At 70.8% G+C, this 23,357-nt stretch carries 20 protein-coding genes and 2 pseudogenes; 7 read left to right on the top strand and 15 right to left on the bottom strand.

What is annotated here, in order from left to right:
- Positions 1-194 precede the first annotated feature (194 nt).
- The 6 genes and pseudogenes from STSP_RS38375 to STSP_RS13405 form a co-directional block, all read left to right on the top strand.
- Positions 195-2,186 (top strand): hypothetical protein, encoded by a 1,992-nt coding sequence (locus STSP_RS38375; protein ID WP_067276576.1) that lies wholly within the window; start codon positions 195-197, stop codon positions 2,184-2,186.
- Positions 2,177-3,703 carry a type 1 periplasmic-binding domain-containing protein gene (locus STSP_RS13425; RefSeq protein ID WP_067276573.1) on the top strand — a complete coding sequence of 509 codons (1,527 nt, stop codon included), beginning with the start codon at positions 2,177-2,179 and terminating at the stop codon, positions 3,701-3,703. Before STSP_RS38375 ends, STSP_RS13425 begins: the two co-directional genes overlap by 10 nt.
- A gap of 332 nt (positions 3,704-4,035) precedes the next feature.
- The gene (locus STSP_RS13420; protein ID WP_067276571.1) at positions 4,036-5,388 is read left to right on the top strand and encodes an MFS transporter; all 1,353 of its coding nucleotides are present in this window, start codon (positions 4,036-4,038) and stop codon (positions 5,386-5,388) included.
- Positions 5,385-6,770, top strand: a complete 1,386-nt coding sequence (locus STSP_RS13415; RefSeq protein WP_067276568.1) for a DUF6351 family protein — start codon at positions 5,385-5,387, stop codon at positions 6,768-6,770. Before STSP_RS13420 ends, STSP_RS13415 begins: the two co-directional genes overlap by 4 nt.
- 71 nt (positions 6,771-6,841) lie before the next feature.
- Positions 6,842-7,711 (top strand): PaaX family transcriptional regulator, encoded by an 870-nt coding sequence (locus STSP_RS13410; RefSeq protein ID WP_067276621.1) that lies wholly within the window; start codon positions 6,842-6,844, stop codon positions 7,709-7,711.
- A gap of 3 nt (positions 7,712-7,714) precedes the next feature.
- Positions 7,715-8,002: pseudogene (locus STSP_RS13405) on the top strand (epoxide hydrolase); the annotation flags it as partial.
- Positions 8,003-8,048: 46 nt separating this feature from the next.
- Here STSP_RS13405 and STSP_RS41180 read toward each other — a convergent pair.
- The 15 genes and pseudogenes from STSP_RS41180 to STSP_RS13340 form a co-directional block, all read right to left on the bottom strand.
- Positions 8,049-8,303: a glycoside hydrolase family 95-like protein gene (locus tag STSP_RS41180; protein WP_408646283.1), complete on the bottom strand. Its 255-nt coding sequence runs from the start codon at positions 8,301-8,303 to the stop codon at positions 8,049-8,051.
- A 32-nt stretch (positions 8,304-8,335) separates the two neighbouring features.
- A pseudogene (locus STSP_RS41175) lies at positions 8,336-8,389 on the bottom strand (hypothetical protein); the annotation flags it as partial.
- A 342-nt stretch (positions 8,390-8,731) separates the two neighbouring features.
- Positions 8,732-9,484: a FadR/GntR family transcriptional regulator gene (locus STSP_RS13400; RefSeq protein ID WP_067276563.1), complete on the bottom strand. Its 753-nt coding sequence runs from the start codon at positions 9,482-9,484 to the stop codon at positions 8,732-8,734.
- A 10-nt stretch (positions 9,485-9,494) separates the two neighbouring features.
- Complete coding sequence (denD, locus tag STSP_RS13395) at positions 9,495-10,541, bottom strand: D-erythronate dehydrogenase (RefSeq protein WP_067276560.1); 1,047 nt, start codon at positions 10,539-10,541, stop codon at positions 9,495-9,497.
- On the bottom strand, positions 10,538-11,338 hold the full coding sequence (gene otnI, locus STSP_RS13390; RefSeq protein ID WP_067276558.1) for a 2-oxo-tetronate isomerase: 801 nt from the start codon (positions 11,336-11,338) through the stop codon (positions 10,538-10,540). Before otnI ends, denD begins: the two co-directional genes overlap by 4 nt.
- A 91-nt stretch (positions 11,339-11,429) precedes the next feature.
- A complete protein-coding gene (locus STSP_RS13385) occupies positions 11,430-12,737 on the bottom strand; it encodes an MFS transporter (RefSeq protein WP_067276551.1) in 1,308 nt (435 codons plus the stop codon).
- Positions 12,738-12,835: 98 nt separating this feature from the next.
- On the bottom strand, positions 12,836-13,510 hold the full coding sequence (locus tag STSP_RS13380; RefSeq protein WP_067276548.1) for a class II aldolase/adducin family protein: 675 nt from the start codon (positions 13,508-13,510) through the stop codon (positions 12,836-12,838).
- A complete protein-coding gene (gene otnK / locus STSP_RS13375) occupies positions 13,507-14,787 on the bottom strand; it encodes a 3-oxo-tetronate kinase (protein ID WP_067276545.1) in 1,281 nt (426 codons plus the stop codon). Before otnK ends, STSP_RS13380 begins: the two co-directional genes overlap by 4 nt.
- A gap of 1 nt (position 14,788) precedes the next feature.
- Positions 14,789-15,706 carry an L-threonate dehydrogenase gene (gene ltnD / locus STSP_RS13370; RefSeq protein ID WP_067276542.1) on the bottom strand — a complete coding sequence of 306 codons (918 nt, stop codon included), beginning with the start codon at positions 15,704-15,706 and terminating at the stop codon, positions 14,789-14,791.
- Positions 15,707-15,876: 170 nt separating this feature from the next.
- Positions 15,877-16,923 carry an SLC13 family permease gene (locus tag STSP_RS13365; RefSeq protein ID WP_078067143.1) on the bottom strand — a complete coding sequence of 349 codons (1,047 nt, stop codon included), beginning with the start codon at positions 16,921-16,923 and terminating at the stop codon, positions 15,877-15,879.
- Positions 16,924-16,948: 25 nt separating this feature from the next.
- Complete coding sequence (locus STSP_RS13360) at positions 16,949-18,262, bottom strand: homoserine dehydrogenase (RefSeq protein WP_232789617.1); 1,314 nt, start codon at positions 18,260-18,262, stop codon at positions 16,949-16,951.
- Between the two features lie 118 nt (positions 18,263-18,380).
- Positions 18,381-19,127: a triose-phosphate isomerase gene (locus STSP_RS13355; RefSeq protein ID WP_067276534.1), complete on the bottom strand. Its 747-nt coding sequence runs from the start codon at positions 19,125-19,127 to the stop codon at positions 18,381-18,383.
- 9 nt (positions 19,128-19,136) lie between these two features.
- A complete protein-coding gene (locus STSP_RS13350; protein ID WP_067276531.1) occupies positions 19,137-19,595 on the bottom strand; it encodes a ribose-5-phosphate isomerase in 459 nt (152 codons plus the stop codon).
- Positions 19,596-19,624: 29 nt separating this feature from the next.
- On the bottom strand, positions 19,625-21,355 hold the full coding sequence (locus STSP_RS13345) for a dihydroxyacetone kinase family protein (RefSeq protein ID WP_067276527.1): 1,731 nt from the start codon (positions 21,353-21,355) through the stop codon (positions 19,625-19,627).
- The gene (locus tag STSP_RS13340; RefSeq protein ID WP_067276524.1) at positions 21,352-22,299 is read right to left on the bottom strand and encodes a sugar phosphate isomerase/epimerase family protein; all 948 of its coding nucleotides are present in this window, start codon (positions 22,297-22,299) and stop codon (positions 21,352-21,354) included. Before STSP_RS13340 ends, STSP_RS13345 begins: the two co-directional genes overlap by 4 nt.
- A 125-nt stretch (positions 22,300-22,424) precedes the next feature.
- Between STSP_RS13340 and STSP_RS13335 the strand changes: the two genes are divergently transcribed.
- Positions 22,425-23,159 carry a GntR family transcriptional regulator gene (locus tag STSP_RS13335; RefSeq protein ID WP_067276521.1) on the top strand — a complete coding sequence of 245 codons (735 nt, stop codon included), beginning with the start codon at positions 22,425-22,427 and terminating at the stop codon, positions 23,157-23,159.
- Positions 23,160-23,357: the final 198 nt, after the last annotated feature.

Here is a 23,357-nt window from a genome sequence, read left to right as displayed (position 1 = left end):
TGGGCCGGGACGAGCCCTGGTCCAGGCGCGCGGCACCCCGGACCGGTCAGGCCTCGGGCCTGCGAGACCTGACGGTCCGTCCACCGTTCCCAGCGCCCCGCCTGTCAGCCTCGAGGACTCTCCCCAACTCCCTGGTAGCGACACCCACTTGGTGCCACACTGCTGTTCGCGCCAGGTGACGGGGGTGACAGGGGATGGCGGAGGAGATACCGGGCGGCTTCCGGGGCCGGCGGCCAGTGCTGCGGTTCCTCGCGGACGCGCTGCACACCCCGCCCGGCAGTCCGCCGCCACGTCCGCTGCTGATGCTGCTCGGGCCGCGTGGCACGGGCGCCAGCCAGATGCACGAGTCGGCGCTGGAGTACTTCCGGACAGTGTGCCCGGTGGCGTACCTCAACTTCGAACCGCGCGCGGGCGGCGGCCAGCTCTCCATGCGTGAGGTGCTCGCCGCGCTCGCGCACCAGCTGCAGTCGGGAAAGCCGCTGGACCCGGTCGCCTTCCCGCGGCTCACCATCGGACTGCTCGCCACCGAACACCGCTGGGATCCGCCGACCCGCGGCGGCGCCAGGCGACTCGCCCGGGTCGGCATCACCCAACGGCTGCGCCACCCGATGCCGTCCCGCACGCGCGACATCGTCGGCTCGCTCAGCCGTACCGCGATGCAGGTGACGAGCGCCTTCGAGGTGCCCGGGCCGTTCTCGGTGCTCGCCGCCGTGTCCGAGCACATCGAGGTGTCGCCGGGGCGCCAGCTGAACCTGCTGCAGGAGCGCCGCGGACGGCAGTGGTACGCCGGCCGGGTGGCCGGCCTGACCGACCCGGACGACGCGCTGGTCGAGCTGAACGCCTGGTGGTACCAGGAGACGGCGGAGCACCGGGCGCGGGTGGAGCGCCTGCTCCTCGAGGCGTTCGTCCACGATCTGCGGGCGCACGCGCGAGGGCCGCTGCACAACAAGTCGATGCTGGTGCTCCTCGACAACTGCCAGGAGCCGATGGGCCTTGAATTTGTCCGCGCTTGGGCCCGGGTGCGCGAGGCGCTGCCGGAGGACGGTGACGGCAACGACCCGGCGGTGATCGCCGGGAGTCTGCACGAGTGGCCCGCCGCCTGGGGTCCCAGTCGCGACGGCGGACCGGGCGAGGGGGTACGGGTGGTCGGGTCGGACGCGGCCTCGCTCGCGGACTGGCTGGGCCACCGGTCGGCGGACGGCGGCGCCGGGTCCTGGTGGTACGCCGTGCGGCTGCGCAATCTGACCAGAGACGACGTCGCCGCCCTCGCCGCGCTCGGGCGTCCGCGCTGGACCCAGGAGGCGGACTGGGCGCACCGGCTCACCGGCGGTCTGCCGTGGGCGGTCGCCCAGCTCGCGCGGGCACTGCCGGACAGCGAGCGGCCGGTGTCGCCCCGATCGCTGCGGATGCTGCCCGAGGTGATGGCGGAGCGCGGTGGGCCCCGGCTGGTGGATCTCGCGCTCGGCCGGCTCCTGGCCGGCTTCACCGAGCAGGAGGTGCGCACGCTGGAGGAGTGGGCCGCCGCGCACGCGGTGGACGAGGCCCCACAGGTGGTACCGGAGCCGTCCGGGCCGGTGCCGCGTCCGCTGATCACCCGCCTTCTGGACCGCTGGCTGGTCCACCACGGCGCCTCGGGTGAGCTGCGGTTCCTGCCGTGGCTGCGGCGGCTGCTGCTGTGGCGTCTGGCCGCTGACGAGGAGCGCTGGCGGCGGGTGCACACCGCGTTCCACGCGCACGCTGAGCGGCTTCAGCGCCCCGCCGACGTGCTCTACCACCGGCTCGCCCTGTCCGAACTGGCCGGGGTGGCCGACGCGCTGACGGCCCTGCTCACCGGGGATCAGGCGCTGCCGCGCCGGGAGTGGGTGGCACTGCTGCAGCGGGTGTGCGCGGCACCGAACCGGCTGGAGCGGCACCCCGAGCCGGAGCACCATCTGGCCCGGCTCGCCACACCGGGTGCGGCCGGCACCGACGAACTGCGGCGCACGGTCTGCGGGCTGGTGGCGGCCGGCTGGCTGTGGGCCGACCCGCTCACCGATCCGCGCGGGCGCATGCTGCCCGAACTCGCGGAGCGCTTCAGCCGCCTCGCGGCGTTGCTCGACCGCGACACGTTGCCGCTGTACGAAGAGGCGGCCCGGTTCCGCGACTGGGTGCCGCCGCAGACCCAGGAGGGGGTGGCGTGGTGGTGACCCCGCGTCAGGGGACGTATCCGAGCAGACCGCGCTGGACGAGACGACGTCTGTACCGCACCCTCGCCTGGGCCGCCGTCGCGCTGGTCGTGGCCGCCGCGGTCACGGTCGGCCTGGTCTGGTGGCTGGACCCGGAACGGCACTGCACCGAGGGCGTGGAGCGGCGCGGCACCCCGGCCGAGTGCGTCGGCGTCCCGGACTCCGGCACCTTCGCCTTCACCAAGGATCTGCGCGACATCACCGACCGTATCGCCCAGGAGAACGCGGACGTCACCGACGAGGACGCCAAGACCCCGTACGTCGAGGTGGCGTATCTGACGACGCTCACGGTCCGCGACGACGACTCCAACTCCGCCGAATCCGTACTCCACGAGCTCCAGGGCGCCTACCTCGCGCAGGTGCGGCACAACGCCGCCTACTCCCCCAAGATCAAGCTGATTCTCGCCAACCCCGGCAGCCGCTCCCAGCACTGGCGGTTCACCGTCGAGAAGCTGAAGGCGCGCACCGGTGGTGACCACCCGCTGGTCGCGGTGGCCGGGATCGGGCCGTCCACCGACGAGAACAAGGCCGCCGCGCGCGCTCTCTCGAAAGCCGGGCTGGCCCTGGCCGCGTCCACCGCGACCGCCACCGACATGGTCGCCGAGCGCCTGGTGCGGGTCGCCCCGCCGAATTCCGCGCAGGCCCGCGCCGCCGCCTCCTACCTGCACGATGAGGGGTACGACACCGCGGCCCTGGTCGTCGACACGGCCAAGGGCAACCTTTACGCGCGCACCCTTGCCGAGGAATTCGCCCGCGTCTACCCGCGGGACACCAGGTCCCGGCTGGCCGAGCGCCGCTACGTCTACGACTCCTCCCAGGAGATCTGGGGCAACCAGATGCACTTCCTGGCCGAGGCACTGTGCGACGAGCGCCCCGAGGTGGTCTACTTCGCCGGGCGCGGCAAACAGCTCGGCCACTTCCTCACCGAGCTCGCCGACCGTCCCTGCCGGGGCGAGCAGGACGGCGCCTGGCAGAACGTCACCGTCATGACCGGCGACGACACCAGCAACCTCTCCAGCGCGCAGCTTGCCAAGTCCGCCGACAAGGGCGTCCGCCTGCTGTTCACCGGCCTCGCCCACCCCCGCATGTGGGACGACCGCGACGACATCCCCGATCCCGCCCGCGAGTTCGCCCCCGGCGGCCGCATGGCCGAGTGGTTCCCGTCCGAGACCCACGACGACGGCCAGGCCATGGTCGCCCACGACTCCGTCGCCGTCATCGGCAAAGCCCTGCAGATGGCACGCGGCGAGAACGGCTCCGGCGAGGATCTCCCGGACGGCAAGGCTGTCGCCGCCATGTTCCAGGTCATGATCTCCCAGAAGGCCCACGGCGCCGGCGGCTACCTCTCCTTCACCGAGAAGGGCACCGTGGTCGACCACGGCATCCCCATCCTCGAACTGGTCCGCCGCGAGGGAAAGTCCGGCGGCGACGAAGACCAGCTACAGGGGACGGCACGGCTGCGGAAGGTGGTGTGGTGACGGCGGGCTTGGGGTGACGGCGGGCCTCAGGGCTTCGCCATCCCGTAGCCGAACACACCGTCGCTTCGTACGGCTTGCTCCAGCTTGCTCCCGAACATACGCCAGGGGCACTCCGAAGAGTGCCCCTGGGCCGTTCCGCGCCCGAGGGCGCAGTCATGCGCTGAGCGGCGCCGCGAGCACCCGTGAACGCCTCGTGACTGGAGCGGTCGAGGTCGCGGGTGAAGAGGTAGCCGACCAAGCCAACGTTCGATCTGATGTTGTGCAAATTATTGACGGCCGTAACACGGCTGCCTATCTTCACGGTGTCCTTCCCCCGGTCAAGGGAGCCCGCGATGTCCACGTCCCCCATCGCCTCACCGAGCACGATCCCCGAACGGACCCGGCAACTGCGCCGCGTCGCACTCTCCGGGCTCCTCGGCACCGCCGTCGAGTTCTACGACTTCCTCGTCTACGGAACCGTCGCCGCGCTCGTCTTCGGCGAACTGTTCTTCCCCGGTGCCGACCCCGCAGTCGGCACCGTCGCGGCCTTCGGTACTTTCGCCGCCGGCTATGTGGCCCGGCCGCTCGGCGGTATCGTCTTCGGCCACTTCGGCGACCGGCTCGGCCGCAAGTCCATGCTGCTGCTGACCATGGGCCTCATGGGCGGCGCCAGCTTCCTCATCGGCCTGCTGCCCACGTACGGCACCATCGGCGTCTGGGCACCCGTCCTGCTGATCACCCTGCGCGTCGTCCAGGGCGTCGCCATCGGCGGTGAATGGGGCGGCGCCACCCTGATGGTGGTCGAGCACGCCGGAGAGCGGCGGCGCGGACTGTGGTCCAGCTTCACGCAGATGGGAGCCCCGCTCGGCTCGCTGCTGTCCTCGGCTGTCGTCACGCTCGTCGTCACCCTGCCCAGGGACCAGTTCGTCTCCTGGGGCTGGCGTGTGCCGTTCCTGCTCAGCGTGGTCCTGCTGGGCGTCGGACTCTTCGTACGGCTCAAGGTCGTGGAGAGCCCGCTGTTCGCCGAGGTGAAGAAGGACCGCACCGAATCGCGGCTGCCGATCCTCGACGTGCTGCGGCGCCCGCGGCCGCTCCTGCTGGCCTGCTGCGTCGGCATCGGCGCCTTCACCGCCCAGTCGCTGCTGACCAGCTACATGATCGCGTACGCCACTGGCATCGGCTACGCCCGCCCGCAGGTCCTCACCGCGCTCACCGTGTCCGCCTGCGTCGCTCTCGTCGTCCTGCCCTGCGCCTCCGCGCTCTCGGACCGGATCGGCCGCCGCCCGGTCGTCCTCGCCGGAGCCCTCGCCTCGGCGGCGCTCGCCTTCCCGGTCGTGGCGCTGGTCGACTCGAAGTCCCCCGGACTGCTGATCCTCGCCATCGTTCTGGGCCACGGCATCGCCCAGTCCATGATGTACGGACCGCTGGGCGCCCTGCTCACCGAGATGTTCGGCACCCGGGTCCGCTACACCGGCGCCTCCCTCGGCTACCAGGGCGCCACCCTCATCGGCGCCGGCTTCTCCCCGATGATCGCCGGAAGCCTGGTCGCCGGAAGCGGCGGCAGCGGCACCCCCGTGGCGCTGCTGCTCTGCGGCGGCGCCGCCGTCACCGCCCTGACCCTGCTGTTCCTGCGTGAGACGCACGGCGACTCGCTCGGCGGGCCGGCCGACAACCCCACGCCCGCCAAGGAGGACGCTCTCTCGTGACCACCCGCACCCGCGTCCGTACGGTCCTCCTCACGGCACTGGCACTGCTCGCCGCTCCGGTCGCCCCGGCCGGGGCGACGGCCGGCACCGACACCCATGTCGAGGGCCGGCTGCCCTCCGGCGCCGCCTACCTCATCGACGTACCGGCCGACTGGAACGGCACCGTGCTGCTGTTCAGCCACGGCTACACCCCGGCCGGGAGCCCCAACCCCGCCCAGAACGCCCCGAGCTCTGCCGCCAAGGAACTCCTCCTGAACGAGGGGTACGCGCTGATCGGCTCGTCCTACGCCACGACCGGCTGGGCCGTCACCGACGCCGTACCCGACCAGCTCGCCACGCTGGACGTCTTCACCTCCCGCTTCGGGACGGCACGGCGCACCATCGCCTGGGGCAGCTCCTACGGCGGTCTGGTCACCACCGCCATCGCCGAGCGCCATCCCGGACGGATCGACGGCTCCCTGCCCATGTGCGGACTCGTCCACGGCGGCGTCGCCAACTGGAACAACACCCTCGATCCGGTCTTCGCCCTCAAGACGCTCCTCGCCCCGGACTCCGGCATCGCCCTCACCGGCTTTCCCGACCGCACCGCCGCGGCCACGGCCGCCAATGCCATGACGAACGTCGTCTCCACCGCCCAGCGGACGGACCAGGGCCGCGCCCGGATCGCCCTCGCGGCCGCGCTGCACAACATCCCCGTCTGGAACGACCCCTCCCAGCCACGCCCAGGACCCACCGACTGGGACACCCAGCAGACCAACCAGTACCAGGCGCTCAGCGGACTGGTGCAGCTGCCCGCCTTCGTCTGGCGGCAGGAGGCCGAGAGCCGCGCGGGCGGCAGCATGGCGTGGAACACCGGCGTCGACTACTCCGCGATGCTGCGCCGCTCGACGACGTTCAAGGAGGTCACCGCCCTCTACAAGAAGGCCGGTCTGTCGTTGCGGGACGATCTCGCGGCACTGAACCGCGCACCCCGCATCGAGGCCGACCCGGCCGCCCTCGACTGGATGAGCCGTACCAGCGCCTTCACCGGCAAGCTGAAGAAGCCCGAACTGTCCATCCACACCACCGGTGACGCCCTCGTCCCGGTGCAGGTCCAGAGCGCCTACCGCCGGGCCGCAACGGCCGCGGGTTCCGCGCCGCTGCTGCGCCAGGCGTACGTCGACACCCCAGGGCACTGCACCTTCAGCGCAGGCGAACAGCTCGCCGCCCTGCACACCCTGGAGGACCGGATCACCACCGGCCACTGGGGCGACACCGGGCCTGCAACCCTGAACACCCGTGCCCGGGCGGCCGACCCGGCAGGCCAGACACGGTACATCCGTTACGCACCCGCCCCCTACCCACGTCCCTACGACCTGAGCCACCCGGCCGACCGACCGTGACCGCGCAGGTCCGGGCCATGGGACGCGACCGCCACCGTGGCCCGGACCGTACGCTTACCGGCGTGGAACACGTGGAAGACGCAGAAATCCCCAGCGAACCGGCGGGCGTCGCGCAGCCCCGCCCCCAGTCGCTCGTCCTGGCCTTCTTCGGCAACCACATCCTCGAAGAAGGCGGCCGCTGTGTGTACTCGGGCAGCATCATCGACGTCCTCGGCCGCGTCGGCGTCGGCGAACAGGCCGTGCGCTCCACCCTGACCCGCATGGTGGGCCGGGGACTGCTGCGCCGGCAGCGGCAGGGCCGCAGGATGTACTTCGGGCTCACACCACAGGCGGTACGGATCCTCCGCGACGGCGGCAGAAGGATCTGGCAGGACGGCGCGGTCAACGAGGACTGGGACGGCACCTGGACCCTGCTCGGCTTCTCGCTGCCCGACTCCTGGCAGCGACAACGGCACGATCTGCGCTCCAAACTCATCTGGTACGGCTTCGGGGCACTGTTCAGCGGTCTGTGGATCGCGCCCGGCCGGGTCGATGTCTCCGGTGTCATCGCCGAACTCGACCTGGCCGCCAGGATCAAGGTCTTCCACGCAACCGCGGACGAGACGACGACCGATATCGACCGCATGGTCCAGGAGAGCTGGGACCTGGAGGCCATCGCCGCCCGCTATGCCGCGTTCGACAAGCGGTGGACCGCGCTGGAAGCCACGGACGGCCACACCGGGGATCCGATCGCCACCCGGCTGCTGCTGGTCACCGAGTGGCTGGGCATCATCCGCACCGACCCCCGGCTGCCCGCCCGCCACCTTCCCGCGGAGTGGCCCGCGCGTGCAGCCCAGGAGACCTTCCGGCGGATCGCCGCAGAGACGCAGGAGCCGGCCCGGCGGGTCGCGGGGGAACTGCTGGACACCGTTCCCGAGGAGCCGGACGACGGCACACCGTGACTGTCGATGCGTTACTACGCCAACGCCAACCGCTACCCCTGGCCCCCCGCCCACGACCGCACCCCGGTCGTGCAGGCCCCGGTCGGCCTCACCTTCGTCACCTACGAGAACCCGCCCGGCATCCACACCGCCACCGAGCGCGTCCAGGCGTTCAAGACCGGCCCGCAGGCCGCCTGGTTCAACCACGTCAACGTCAACGCCCACGACCACGGCGGCCACTTCATCCCCTGGGAGAACCCCGGCGCCTGGGTGAGGGACCTGCGCCGCACCTTCCACGGCCGCAGGCCCTGAGCTCGCGGGCAACCACCAGGCGGCCGTCGTCTCGGCGTCGCCGCTGTCAGGGATTGATCGGCTTCACCTTCTTGTCGGCGCCGTTCACCCGCGCGGTGATGTTCCCCTGGTTCCGTGCCCGGTCGGCCACGATCTTGTAGGACGTGACCTTCCCGTCCCGCCATTCGCAGCTGACCTCGTAGCCGCCGCGGGCGCGGAGCCCGGTGAAGGAACCCTTGGCCTTCCAGTCGTCGGCAGGGCGGGCAGCAGGTGGATGACGCCGTCGTGGCTCTGCAGGAGCATCTCCGCCACGGCGCCCGATATGTCGAAGTTGCCGTCCATCTGGAAGGGCGGGTGGTTGCAGAACAGGTTGGGCAGCGTGTTGTAGGTCAGCAGTCCGCGCAGCATGATCCGGGCGCGTTGTACTCGCTACGGACGATCGACGGCTGACCGCCCGTCGCCCCACCAGGACGCGCCGCCCCGCGGCGCGCCTTCTTGCCCCCTGCGTACGCACTCCGGCTCGGCACACCCGCTGCCCCTACTGGTCGCCCAGCGGCACGACCGGCTCGATCTCCATCAATTGGGGCTCCGCCACCACGGTCTCCACGGTCAACATCCTGGAGGGTCCGGCACCGAGGGCACCATCAGCTCCTGGAAGGTCGTCAACCGACGAAGACGCATCGCCTCCTGGCCGCCGCATGCGCTGCACGGGGCGCCGCACGGCGCCACCGCCGGTGTCGGCCCCGCTGGTCAGGGAGCGGTGTCGAGGTCCACGTCGAGGTCCTCGGTCTCGGTCCAGAACACCTCGTCCGCGTCCTGGAGGCGAGCGGCGGCGTGCTTCATGTGGCGGCGTGCTGCGGCGCGTGCCGCCTTGGCGTCGCCAGCCTCGATGGCGGCCAGGATGGCGTGGTGCTCCTGCCGGACCGCTTCGATGAAGTCGCCGCGTCGCGCTTCGTTCGCGCGCGTGACGCGGATGCCGCTGCGCAGCACCTCGCCGAGATACCGCACCGTCGAGACCAGCACCGCGTTCCCGGTCGACTCCGCGATGGACCGATGGAAGGCGAGATCCTCGTCCACGCCGTCACCGCCGGCCGCGACCGCCGCGTCGATCGTGTCCAGGGCCTGACGCATCCGGGCGAGGTCGCCCGGCGTCGCACGGATCGCTGCGAGGTACGCCGCCTCGCCCTCCATGGGGCGGCGTACCTCCACGATCTGCAGCACCTTGGACTTGGTACCGGCGGCCTCGGCCTCGAGGTCGAGCGGACGCGTACGCCGGGGCATGACGAACACGCCGAGACCTTGGCGTGGTTCGACCAGGCCCGCATTGCGGAGCCTCGACACGGCCTCGCGCACCACTGTGCGGCTGACGCCCAGCTGCTTGACCAGCTCCACCTCGGTCGGCAGCTTGTCACCCTCGGCCAGCCGCCCCGATTCGATCTCCTCTGAGAGGACCGCGGCGACCCGGTCCGCGAGCCGGACGGGACCGCTCACCTTGGAAAACATGGTCTTCAGTCTATCGGCCCGGCTCTCGCTGTCCCGCTCGGCGTGGTGCGCCAGCCATGACCGCGTCGGCGTGGTCGGCGAGGTAGTCCCGTACCACCGTTTCGAAGCTCGTGTCGGGCTCCAGCCCGAGCGCGGCGGCGCGCGCGTTGTCGAAGACGGCGGGCCACGAGCCCACGATGGCCTCGACGTCCGCGTCGGGTGCGATCGCCACCAGGTCGGCGACGGCGTCGCCGGCGACCCGGCGCAGCGTGGCCAGCATGTCGGCGACCGAGACGGTGAGCGCCGGAAGGTTGACCGGCAGCGCGCCGTCGAGCCGGCCCGGCCCGACGCCGCGTTCGGCCTCGGCGACGCGGAGGATTCCCTCGACCGTGCGCCGCGGCGAGGCGAGGGCAACCCGCAGGTCGGGATGGACCGGGCAGGTCGCCGGGAGTCCCGCAAGCGGCTCACGGATGATGCCGGACAGGAAGCCGGAGGCGGCCGCGTTCGGCTTGCCCGGCCGCACCGACACGGTCATCAGGCGGGCGACGCGTCCGTCGACGAAGCCGCGGCGGGTGTACTCCGCGACCAGCTGCTCGCAGACGAACTTCTGGGTCCCGTAGCTCGACCGCGGGGTGGGCAGGGTCGACTCGCTGACCACAGGCGGCAGCGGCAGCGCCGGGTCGCAACCGTAGACCGCGACGCTGCTGGAGAACACCACCCGCGGCGTCGGCCCGCCGCCGACCGACTGCGCCCGGGCTGCCTCGAGCAGCGCGCGGGTGGTGTCCACATTGGCGCGCATGCCGAGGTCGAAGTCGGCCTCGCACTCGGCCGAGACCGCGGCGGCGAGGTGGATCAGCACATGCACCGGCTCCGCGAACACCTCGTCGAGGCGGTCGGTCAGGTCGCCCTGCACGACGTCCACGAGCGGGTCGGTCGCCTCCGGCGACCCGGACGGCACGAACCGGTCGGCGAGCACCAGCCGGTCGATCGGTGCACCACGGAATGTCCGCCTCTTCAGCAGCGTTTCGGCGACCTGCCGCCCCAGGAAGCCGAAGCCACCCGTGATGACGATCCTCATGCGCTTTCTCCTCGGTAGTTCAGCCAGCCGAGACCCTCGCTCGTGCCGGCGCGGGGGATGTACTCGCAGCCGATCCACCCGTCGAAGCCCAGGTCGTCGACGATGCCGAAGAGGTGGCGGACGTCGAGCTCACCCTCGTCGGGCTCATGGCGGTCGGGCACGCCGGCAATCTGCAGATGACCGACCCGGCCGGTCGGTACGTCGCGGCGCAGGGTCGTCGTGAGGTCGCCCTCGACGATCTGGCAGTGGTACAGGTCGAGCTGCACCTTCAGGTTCGCGGCGCCCACCTCCTGCACCACGGCGTGGGCCTCGGCCTGTCGGTTCAGGAAGTAGCCGGGCATGTCGCGGCCGTTGATCGGCTCGATCAGCACGTCGACGCCCACCGCTGCGGCCCGCTCCGCGGCCCAGGCGAGGTTGGCCAGGTAGGTGTCCCGGTGCTTGGCCCGCTCCGTCGGTGTCGCGTCCGGCTGCACGAGCCCGGCCATCATGTGCACCCGCGGGCAGCCCAGCGCCGCGGCGTATTCCAGTGCCCGGTCGATCCCGGAGCGGGCCTCCGCCTCGCGCCCGGGCAGCGCCGCGATTCCCCGCTCTCCGGACTCCCATGCCCCGGGAGGTGCGTTGAAGAGCACCTGCGCCAGGCCGTGGTCGTCGAGCCGTCGGCGCAGGTCGGTGGCGCCGTAGTCGTAGGGGAAGAGGTACTCGACGGCCTCGAAGCCGTCCGCCGAGGCCGCGGCGAAGCGGTCGAGGAAATCGTGCTCGGTGTACATCATGGACAGGTTCGCTGCGAACCTCGGCATCCTGTGCTCCTGTGCTCCTGTGTTCGGACGGGGTCGGAGACCGGGTCCGGGGCGTGGTCCGGGACCGGACCCGGTCAGCGTTTCAGCGGTTTCAGCGATTGACGACGTGCTTCTTGGTGGTGAGCACCGCGGCGGCGCCGACGACGAGGCTGAGCGCCAGCACGTACATCGGGAGCGTTGTCGAGCCGGTGGTGTCCTTGAGGGAGCCGATCATGTAGGGGCTGACGAAGCCGGCGAGGTTGCCCACCGAGTTGATCACGGCGAGGCCGGCCGCGGCGGCGGTGCCGCCCAGGAACGCGGTGGGCAGCGACCAGAACAGCGGAGCGCAGGTCAGCACGCCGGCCGCGGCGAAGGACAGCGCGGCCAGGGACAGCGCGGTCGACCCGGACCAACTCGCGGCCAGCGAGAATCCGACGGCGCCCATGAGGGCCGGGATGACCAGGTGCCAGCGGCGCTCGCGGCGCTTGTCCGCCGAACGACCGAACAGGTTCATCGCGACGAGCGCGGCCAGGAACGGCACGGCGCTGAGCACGCCGATCGCAAGGTTGCCCTCGATACCGGTGGACTGGACGAACGTGGGCATCCAGAAGGTCAGCGCGTACTGGCCCATCACGAAGCAAAAGTAGATGAGGCACATCAGCCACACCTTGGGCTCGCGGAAGGCGTCCAAGACCCGGCCGTGCACCGACTGGTGCGCGGCGTCCTCGGCGATCGCCCGCTCGACGATGTCCTTCTCCTCGTCGGAGAGCCACTTCGCGCTGCGCACACCGTTGTCGAGGTAGAACAGCGTGACCACACCGATGATCACCGCGGGAATCGCCTCGAGCAGGAACATCCACTGCCAGCCCTGCCAGCCGTTCGTCCCGTGGAAACGGTCCATGATCCAGCCGGAGAGCGGGTTGCCGAAGATTCCGGCCACCGGGATCGCGGACATGAACATCGCGATCACCCTGGCACGACGGTGCGAGGGGAACCAGTAGGTGCAGTAGAGGATCACGCCCGGGTAGAACCCCGCCTCGGCGGCGCCGAGGAGGAATCTCAGGACGTAGAACGTCGTCTCGTTGGTGACGAACATGAAGGACGCCGAGACGATACCCCAGGTGATCATGATGCGGGCGATCCAGGTGCGGGCGCCGACGCGCTGCAGGATCAGGTTCGAGGGGACCTCGAAGAGGAAGTAGCCGATGAAGAACAGGCCGGCACCGAGGCCGTACGCCGCCTCGCTGAACCCGAGATCGGCGGACATCTGCAGCTTCGCGAAGCCGACGTTGACCCGGTCCAGGTAGGAGAAGATGTAGCAGAGAATGAGGAAGGGGACGACGCGTCGTACGACCTTGCGGAAGACGGCGTTCTCGCGGGCGAGGTCGGAGGCCTCGGCCACCGTCACGGATATGGACATACGGAATCCTTCGCGCGGCTCAGGTGATTCTCTGATGGATCGGGGCGTTCGTCACCCCCCTGCCGGGGGCGCCGGTCACCCCAGGGGGGTGGTGTTGCTCACCACGCGGCGCCGAACGTGGACCTCAGTTCGTGAAGCGCGTGGGCGGGGAGCGGCTCCGGGCGACGGTCGGTCATGAGCCAGAGACGTGCCGTCTCCTCGAGTTCTTCGAGGACGGCGAGGGCGGCTGCTGCGTCCGGCCCCCAGACCACGGGGCCCAGCCGGTCGAGCAGGACGGCCCTGATCGGCGTGCCGGTCGCTGAGCGGTCGGCGATCCGGGCGGTCACCAGGTCGGCCACGCGTGGGTCGCCGGGCCGGTGATACGGGATAAGGGGCACGTGCCCGACCTTCATCACGTAGTAGGGCGTGATGGGCGGGAGCACGTCGTCCTGGCTCCACACGCCGGCCAGGGTGAGGGCCACCAAGTGCGTGGAGTGCGTGTGGATGACGAACCGGGCCGTGGGGTCGGCGGCGTAGATCCGTCGATGGAGCGTGAGGGTCTTGCTGGCTCGGTCGCCCGCGATCTGCGCGCCACTGGGGTCGACCAATGCGAGGCGGTGGGGTTCGAGGAAGCCCAGGGCGGCGTCCGTGGGCGTGATCAGATGGCTGTCGCCGATCCGGGCGCTGATGTTGCCGGCGCTGGCATGGACGTAGCCCCGGGCGAACAGACTCGTGCCCACCCGGACGATCTCCTTGCGTGCCACGTCGGCGGCGGTGTCCAGGACCTCGGTCATGAGGTCCCCCGGTCCAGGAGGGCGAACGCGGAGGTGAAGAAGTCGGGCCCACCGAAGTTGCCGGACTTCAGCGTGATGTGGATCGAGTCCCCTCCGGGAAGGGCCGCCGCGCACCACGGCACACCGGGGTCGATCTGCGGTCCGATCCGGAGCCCCGTGATACCCAGTGCCTGGACGACCGCTCCCGAGGTCTCGCCGCCCGCGACGACGAGCCGGCGGACACCGTGCTCCACGAGCCCCTGCGCGACGCGGGCCAGGGTCCGCTCCACGAGCTCACCGGCCTCGGCGGCACCGAGCCGGCCCTGGACGGTCCTGACCGCGTCGGGCGCCTCGGTCGAGTAGATGAGGACCGGGCCGTCGGCCAGATGCGACTCGGCGAAGGTCAGGGCCTGGCCGACAACGTCCTCGCCGGCCGCGATGCGCAACGGGTCCACGCTGAACGCGGGCCGGCCGCTCCGCAAGAACTCAAGGACCTGGCGGTTCGTGGCGACGGAGACCGATCCGGAGACGATGGCCCGGTGGCCGCCGGCTGCCGGCAGCTGTGCGGCGGCCGGCGACGGCTCGAACCCCCAGTTCGCGGGCAGGCCGATCGCCAGGCCCGAGCCCGCGGTCACCAGGGGCAGCCCCGAGGCCGCCGCACCCAGGCGCACCAGGTCGTCGTTGGAGACGGCGTCGACGATGGCCATCCCGACGCCCTCCTCGCGCAGGGCGTCGATGCGGTCCCGGATGGCCTTGACGCCGTCGGCGACGACCGTGTGGTCGATGAGGCCGACCGGTCGCGTGGTCTGCGCGCCGAGGACGGAGACCAGGTTGGAGTCGGTCATCGGCGTGAGCGGGTGGTGGCGCATGCCGCTGTCGCTGAGCAGCACGTCGCCGACGAAGAGGTGGCCCTTGAAGACCGTGCGTCCGTTGTCGGGGAAGGCGGGCGTGGCGATGGTGAAGTCGGTGCCCACCGCGTCCATCAGGGCCTCGGTGACCGGACCGATGTTGCCGGCCGGCGTCGAGTCGAAGGTGGAGCAGTACTTGAAGTAGATCTGCTCGGCGCCCATGGACCGCAGCCATGCGAGTGCCCGGAGCGACGCCTCGACGGCATCCGCGGCCGGAGTGGTCCGCGACTTGAGGGCGATGACCACGGCGTCCGCGTCCACCGCCTGCTCAGCGCCGGCCGGCGGCACGTCGATCAGCTGGACGACGCGCATGCCCGCGCGCACCAGGTTGTTGGCCAGGTCCGTGGCACCGGTGAAGTCGTCGGCGATGCACCCGAGTCGGATTCCCATGTCAGACCTCCGCCGGCTTGGGCAGGTCGATCCCCGGGAAGATCTTGATGACCGCGCTGTCGTCCTCGGCTCCCAGACCGGACGCCGATGCCTGGAGGAACATCTGGTGGGCGGTGGCGGCCAGCGGCAGCGGGAACTTCTCCGGCCGGGCTGAGTCGAGCACGAGGCCCAGGTCCTTGACGAAGATGTCGACCGCGGACAGGGGCGTGTAGTCACCGGCGAGCACGTGCGCCATGCGGTTCTCGAACATCCACGAGTTGCCGGCGCTGTGCGTGATGACCTCGTAGAGCGCCTCGGCCGGAACACCCGCCCGGATGCCCAGGGCCATCGCCTCGGCCGCCGCGGCGATGTGCACGCCCGCCAGCAGCTGGTTCACGATCTTGACCTTCGAGCCGAGTCCGGCCTCGGCTCCCAGGCGGTAGACCGTGCTGCTCATGGCCTCCAGCACCGGGTCGGCGACCGCGTACGCGGCCGCGGACCCCGACGTCATCATCGTGAGCTCGCCGGCCGCCGCGCGCGCCGCGCCACCAGAGATGGGAGCGTCCAGGTAGAGCACGCCCCTGTCGGCCAGGCACCCCTCGAGTTCGGCGGACCAGCCCGGGTCGACCGTGGAGCACATCACGAAGACAGCGCCCGGGCGGAGTCGGTTGGCGGCCCCGTCGGCGCCGAACAGCACCGACTCGACCTGCGCCGCGTTGACCACCACGCTGACCATGACGTCCACCTCAGCCGCCAGGTCACCGGAGGAGGCGAACGCCGTCCCACCGTCACGAGCGAAACCCGCGGCCACGTCCGGTCGCACGTCATAGACGCCCACGTCATAGCCCCCGTTCCGCAGGCTACGGGCCATGCCGAGGCCCATTGCCCCGAGTCCCACCACGCCCACGCGCGGCAGTGCCGGCCTGTCCTGGTCGTTCATGCGCCCCTCCTCGTCTTGTTGTGCCGTCGGGGGCTCTGCCCCAAGCAGGCGTCGTATTCCGATCGGGTCATATGATGACCTGAGGACGCACGGAGGGGCTACGGTGATGTGCGTCACATTCTTACGCGGCTTCTGACAAGCCTGCGTGACCCTCAGCGTCGGCTGCCGGTTCAGAGCATGAGCGGCGGCACGACGAGCGTCGCAATGGTGACGGCCGGGCCGACGATCACCATCGACAGCCCCCATACCGTCAGGTGGCGAGAGAGTCTCCCGCGTTCGTGCTCCGCGCCCGACGCGACGATCGTGGCACCGGTGGTCGAGAACGGCGCGCAGTCGACGAGCGACGCCGAGATGGCAAGCGCGTAAATCAGACCGGTCGTCTCCAACCCGCCGCCTGGCACGAGGAGTGGCACAGCGAGCGGAATCAGGGCACCCAGGATGCCGATCGTCGACGCGAATGCCGAGACCAGTCCCGCGACCACACAGATGATGACGGCCGCGAGCAGAGGGGTGCTGACGGAACGTGCCGCCTCGCCCAGCTGGTCGATGGCGCCGAGGCGGGTCAGCACGCCGATGTAGGTGATGATGCCACCGAGCAGGAAGATCGTGTTCCAGTCCACCTTGGTGAGCGCCTGGCGGCCGACCTCGGGCATGGCCAGGGAGAGCACCATCGCCAGGGTGAGCGCGACGACCCCGAGGTTCACGTCGACGTCGAGCTGCGTGAGTGTGAAGAAGCCGGCGATGAGCACGACGATGGTGCCGAGCACTGTGGCCTGGACCCGCGTGATGGGGGTGAGCTCGGTCCTGAGGCGGGTTGCGACCGCGACCTGGCCGCCCGTTGGCTCACCACTGCCCTTGCCCTGAGCGTCTTGGATTCCCATGTCGTGACTTTCGTGGCCGCCCTGCCTGGAACGGCGAATGAGTTCACGACCGCCGAACATCATGAACGCGACGAGGACGACGAGCGCGTTGATCCCCACGGACAGTGCGAACATGAGCGCCGCGTTGAACGGGATGCCGGCCGAATGGGCGACGGTGGCGGTCGTGATGCCGTTGATGCTCGTCGGCGCGAGTGCGCCGCCGACGATCGCGGAACTCATTGCGATGCCCATGAGAGTGGGGCTGATGCGATGAGCTGTCGCCAGGCTCATGGCGATCGGCACGACGGCGAATGCGGCGTGCGACGTGCCCAGGCAGGCGACGAGCTTCATCTTCATCGATGACCTCGTATGCGGATCGGGATCAGGAGTGGGCGGGCAGAGATGTGTGCGCCGCGGCTTTGGCGAGCGCGGGGTCCAGTCCCTCGAGGTCGGCGAGCCGCAGCAGTTCGCCGGGGCCGAGGTCACGCGTGACGGTGGCGAACGACGCGAGGTAGAGGGGGGCGACGTCGGCTCCGGCTTCGCTGCGCCGGACAAGGACGGGGTCCACGTTCTCGACGTCGTGGTGGTGGCCGCCCATCGCGAGCTGCGTGCCGGCGGTGATCGCGCTGCGGGCACGCCCGGCGAGCATGACGTCGCCGCGAGGCCGGCGGTAGGCGGTGGAGACGCCGGCTCGGGCGAGCGCCAGGATCGTGAGGGGCGTCTCTACACCCATGTAGTGGTACGGCAGGTAGAGACAGGCGTAAGCGCCGTTGCGGCTGACGACATGACCCTTCTGTGCGAGTGTCTGCCACGTGACCGGGTCGGTGGTCCGCACGACCGCGAACACGCCGCCCGCGAAGCTCGCCTCCCCCGGCAGCCGCAGTGCGCTGAATACGTCGATCCGTCCGGGGCCGCCGACTATCCCGCCGTCTTCGCCCAGCGCATAGATGTCAGCGAGCTCGCTAATGCGCGCCACGGGGTAACGCAGTCGCTCGGCGTCGGGCACGAAGCCGGCGTTCGCCGCGACAACGGCCATCTCGCAGTAGTCCGCGGTGGCCGAGCGGGCAACGGCGCTGACCGCGGCGTCCCGGAGCCGGAGCGTCTCGGGCACGTCGTCGCCGAGCTCGAGAAGCTGCGCGAGCCCGGGTACGGTGAACCGCTGGTCGAGATGGGTGAGAACGCCCGTGGCCGGGTCGTAGACGAGGTCGTACTCGCTGGACTTGCCGACAGCCACGATCTCGAGCCCCAGCAGTCGTACGGCGGAGACGAGCGCGATGAGATTGGCGGGTTGGTCGCCCCCGGCCAAGGTGTAGCAGGCGCCGGAGTGCGCGGCCGCCGCCAGCAGGTCCTCCGAAGCCACGGAGTCGACCTCCTTGCTGACCATGACGACGTGCCTGCCTGCATCCAGTGCGGCGCGAGCCACCGCATAGCCTCGGGCAGGGTTCCCGGTTGCTTCCACGAGCACGTCGAACGGCACGTCCAGCAGGCTGTCGAGGTCATCGGTGAGCACGGTTGATCCGTCGCTCACACCGTCGCTGTCCACGAGCGCGGCGGGATCCAGGCCAAGAGCGGCCCAGACATTGCGCACGCCGTCGGTGTCGAGATCGCAGAGGGCCGCGACCTCGATCGCGTCGACGGTTCGCAGTTGCGCCAGGAGCGTGCGTGCGTAGGGGCCGTTGGCGCCGGTGATCGCCACGCGGACCCGTTCCGTTGGTGAAGACCCCAGTAGCTCTTCCAGGTTCATACCGTCTGCTCCAATTCGACATGGTCGAGGCGGTCGCCTGCGGCGAGGGCGGCCGTCCCCCGGCCTGCTGTCATGTGGTCACCGCTGTAGGGGCGTTGGCCAAGATGGTCAGAAGGTTCTCCACGTCCCATGCCGCCCGTCCGATGAACAGCCCGTCGACGCCCGGTACGCGGAGCAGGGCTTCGGCGTTGGCCCGGTTGACCGAGCCGCCGTAGAGGACGGCGGCGACCCGGTCGCCCCACTCGTCGCGCAGGGCCTGGTGCACGCCGGCGATCTCCTCAGGGCGCGGCTCGCGGCCGTGCTCACCGATGGCCCACACCGGCTCGTACGCGATGAGCACGCGCGAGGTGTCGTCCAGGCCGTCGAGGGCGGCCCCTACCTGGGCGAGGACATGCTCGGTGGAACCGCCCCCGGCGAACACCTCGGCGCTCTCGCCGCAGCACACCAGGGGGATCAGACCGTGCCGCAGGGTCGCCCGGACCTTCAGGGCGACGGTGGCGTCGGTTTCGGCGAAGTGCTCCCGCCGCTCCGAGTGGCCGATCTCCACGATGTCGGCTCCGGCGTCGGCGACCTGGGGCACGGAGATCTCACCGGTCCACGCGCCGGAGTCCTCCCAGTGCGCGTTCTGCGCGCCGACGAGCACCGGAGAGCCGTCGAGCAGCGCCGCGACGTCGGCGATCGCAGTCGCCGGCGGGATCAGGAAGGGCTGGACCCCCGGGATGCCGTTCTCGCCGACGCCGTAGCGCAGCCGCGCGGCGTATTCCGCCGCCTCGGCCCGCGTCTTCGTCATCTTGAAACTGGTGCCGATCCAGAGCATGACGGTCCCTCAGCCCTGGTCGTAGGAGCAGATCGCGGCGACCTTCGCGGCGGACGGCGAGGTCTCGTCGAAGGTGTAGGTGAGCCATTCGCGGGCGAGCCGGCGCGCCAGCTCCAGGCCGATGACGCGCTGGCCGAAGCACAGCACCTGAGCGTTGTTGGACAGCACGGCCCGTTCGACGGAGAAGGAGTCATGGGCCGTGACCGCGCGGATGCCGGGCACCTTGTTCGCCGCGATGGCGACGCCCAGACCGGTGCCGCACACCAGCAGGGCGCGGTCGGCCCTGCCTTCGGCGACCATGCGTGCGGCATCCACCGCGACGTGCGGGTAGTCGGTGTCCTGCCCGGCGGTGATGCCGGCATCGATGACCTCGCTGACGGCCTGGTGCGCCTGCAGATCGGTCTTGAGGGCTTCCTTGTAGTCGTATCCGGCACTGTCCGAGCCGACGACGATACGCAGCTGGTTCATCAGGTGTTCCTTAAGGGAGGGTGAGGACCTTAGGAGGAGTGGGGGCGGATGAAGTCGCCCAGGGCGGTGACGATGAGGGCGAAGGACACAGCTCCGGCGTCCGGGGTGCCGAGGCTGCGCTCTCCGTGGGTGCGGGCGCGTCCGCGCCGTGCGGCGATGGTCGCGGTGGCTTCGGCGGCCTCGGTGGCGGCCTCTGCCGCCTCGACCCAAGCGCTGCCGAAATCGGTGCCCGGCAGGGCCGCCTCGAGCCGGTCCACGAACGGCACCGCCGCGTCGACCAGCGTCTTGTCTCCGAGCCGTGCACCGCCCAGCCGCAGGACGGCGTCCACCGCGGCGCGCACCCCGGCGACCAGCCGCCCGCGATCGGCCGGCTCCGTGTCATCGAGTGCGGAACCGAAGGCGGTGAGCGCCGCGCCCCACAGAGCACCGGATGTGCCGCCGGCCCGCTCGGACCAGGCGGCGCCCGCGCGGCTGAGGGTGGACCGGGCACCGGCCCCCAGCGCCACGGCCTCCGCAGCGGCGTCTGCTGCGGCCTCCGATCCGCGCCGCATGCCGATGCCGTGGTCGCCGTCCCCGGCCACGGCGTCGATGTCGCCGAGCCGGGTCTCGTGGGTGGTGACGGTGTCGCGCACGATCCGCAATGCAGCGGCGATGCAGGCCGCGGCCGCACGGGAGGCATCGCCACCGCGTACCACTGGCGGCAGCTGGTGAGTGCCGGAGATGTCGTCGGTACGTGGGGGGCGGGGCTGGACCAGCCCCCGGCGGAAGGCCGGGGTGAGGGCCGGGGCCGTCCACAGCTGCCGCAGCTCGTCGTCGAGGAAGGTGACGGTGAGGGACAGGCCGGCCATGCCGAGGCTGGTGACCTGTTCGCCGACCTCGGGGGCGATGACGTGGAATCCTTCGCGGGCGAGGCGCTCAGCGACCCGGCGGAAGACGACGTACAGCTCCTCGTACTTGGTAGCGCCGAGCCCGTTGAGAAGCACGGCCACCCGGTCGGCGTTGCCGACCGCCGCGGATGCCCGCTTTGACTCCGCCAGCACCCCGTCCACGAGCAGGTCGGCGACCGTGTCGGCGGACGGCAGGTCACGCTCGTCGATGCCGGGTTCGCCGTGGATGCCCAGGCCGACGCCCATGCGCCCGGGAGCCACGGTGAACAGCGGGTGGTCCGCGCCCGGGAGGGTGCAGCCGCTGAAGGCCATGCCGAGGGAGCGGGTGGCGTCATTGGCCTTGCGGCCGATGCGCTCGGCCTCGTCGATGCCGAGGCCGGCCTCGGCAGCGGCGCCGAGGATCTTCATCACCGGAAGGTCGCCGGCGATGCCGCGGCGGAGAGCGGGGTCGTCGGCGGGGCCGGAGGCGATGTCGTCGGTGACACGGAGGACGCGTACGTCGATGCCCTCGGCGCGCAGTTGCTCGGCAGCCTGTCCGAAGTGCAGGACGTCACCGGCGTAGTTGCCGAAGGCGAAGATCACACCGCCGCCGGCCTGCGACGCACGGGCGACGGAGCAGATCTGCGACGCGGAGGGCGAGGCGAAGATGTTGCCGCAGGCGGCACCGTGCGCGAAACCGGGGCCGACCCAGCCCGCGAAGGCGGGGTAGTGGCCGGTGCCGCCGCCGAGGACGACGGCGACCTGTCCCGGTGGGGTGGCGCTGGCGCGTACGACGCCACCGTCGATGGCGCGTACCAGGTCGTGGTGGGCGGCGGCGAAGCCGCTGAGGGCCTCGTCGGCGAAGGACCGCGGGTCGTTGTGGAGCAGGGTCATGACCGGTCCGCCAGCTTCACGGAGAGGATCTGCCGCAGGTAGTCGCGGTTGCGGGCGGCCACGCTGAGGCCGTCGCCGCCGTAGTGCTCGACGCAGATCGGGCCGTCGAACCCGGCGTGCAGAGCGAGTTCGAGCGCCCGGCGGTAGTTGATCACGCCGGTCTCGACGGGGGCGGGCACGGTGAAGTACGCGCCCGTGGCCGGGTCATGGTCGCGGTAGTAGCTCTTGATGTGCCAGTAGTTGGCGTACGGCAGCACGGGAGTCAGCAGCTCCTCCCACGGAGCGACCGGGCGATGCATCCGTACCAGGTTGCCGATGTCGGGGTTGATGCCGACATTGGGAAGGCCGATGTCGCGTACCAGCCGCACGGAGCTTTCCGGGGTGCCGAGGTAGGTGTCCTCGTACATCTCCAGGGATATCCGTATGCCGAGCCCGGCGGCCCGTTCACCGACGGCCCGCAGTCGTTCGACCGCCAGGGCCCAGGTCCGCTCGTCGCCCTCGGGATCGCGGCCGCCGGGTTCGGTCCAGAACCACAGGGCCTCGCGCTGGGCGGGGGTCAGCGGCTGGTGGAGGCCCGCGCACACGACGCCCACCCCGAGCTCGGCGGCGGCGTCGACGGTGCGCAGCAGATAGGCGAGGTTGTCCGCGGCCGCCTCGGGGTCGGGGTCGATGACGCTGCACCGTGCCGTCGTCACAGCCGTGATCCCGAGGTCCGCCTCCTTCAGCGTGCGGGCGAGCTCCCGCAGGCGCTCGGGGGCGAGATCGCCCGGACGAAGCCAGGTGTCAGTGAGATCCACGTGATCGAAGCCGGTGGCGGCCACCTCGCGGAAGACGCCCGCCCAGTGCCGGGCGGGTGCGTCCTGGACGCGGATCCCGTCCAGGGTGGTGTTCGGGTACTGCAGGAGCGCTGCGCCGATGGGCCAGCTCTGTGCCGTGTAGGACATCGTCGTCTCTCCGGGTCCGGTCCATGGTCCGAGCCACGTCGGCTCTGAATCGTGGACCCTATAGGATCTTTTTTGTTGTCGATAGCCCTCCGGTCGTTATTGCCTCGCGTAGGATCGCTCTCGAGATGACCAGGAATGATGTGAGCGGCACCATCGGACGGGGCGCGGACAGGACATCCGTGGTCCCCAGGCGTGCCCTGCGTGACGGTGTGTACGACGCGATCCTCGAGAAGCTGCTCGACGGATCGACGCCGCCCGGCAGTTCCCTGTCCATCGACTCCCTCGCCCGCGAGCTGGGCGTGTCGCCCACTCCGGTCCGCGAGGCCCTCGTGCAGTTGGAGCACACCGGCCTGGTCTCACGTGTCGCGCTGAAGGGCTACCGCGTGGCCCAACCGCTGTCACCGCGCCAGATGGCCGAACTCATCGACACGCGCACGGTGCTGGAGGTGGCCGCCGTCGAGCGGGCCGCGGCGCACGCCGACGACCTGGTTCCCGAACTCCGCGCTGCCCACGCCCAGCATGTGCTCAGCGCCCATCAGGTGCGCAAGTTCCGCGGAGAGGGCGGCCACCCGACCGGCTTCGCCGATCTGCGCGAGTACTTCGCCGCGGACTGGGAGTTCCACCTCACGATCATCCGCGCAGCCGACAACAGGTTCCTGCTCCAGCTGGCGGAGTCGCTGAGCGCCCATGTCCACCGGCTGCGCCAGACCGTCGACCACGGGGCCATGGACGTCGACCAGGCCGTGAGTGAACACGCCGCCATCCTGGCCGCTTTCGAGTCCGGTGACCCGCAGCGCCCGGTGGAGGCGATGCGGGCGCACATGACCGCCCTCGCCCGGCGGTCCGCGGTCGACGTGTAGCGGCAACGCGCCTTCGGCATCGAATCCGGCGCCGTATCAACACACAGTGAGTAGGGCAGGGGTGCGCCGGCGCACCCCTGCCCTACTCACTGTTGTCACTGTTGCCCCCGCCGCGTCCGCAGTGTGAACTCCCTGCGTCGCCCCTCTTGCCACGGCCGTCGCTCGCACCCTACTGTCGCGGCCATATCCAATAGGATC

The sequence above is a fragment of the Streptomyces jeddahensis genome (assembly GCF_001642995.1).
GTDB lineage: Bacteria > Actinomycetota > Actinomycetes > Streptomycetales > Streptomycetaceae > Streptomyces > Streptomyces jeddahensis.
The sequence above is the reverse complement of the archived record's forward strand: the minus strand, read 5'-3'. Positions and strand labels throughout refer to the sequence as shown.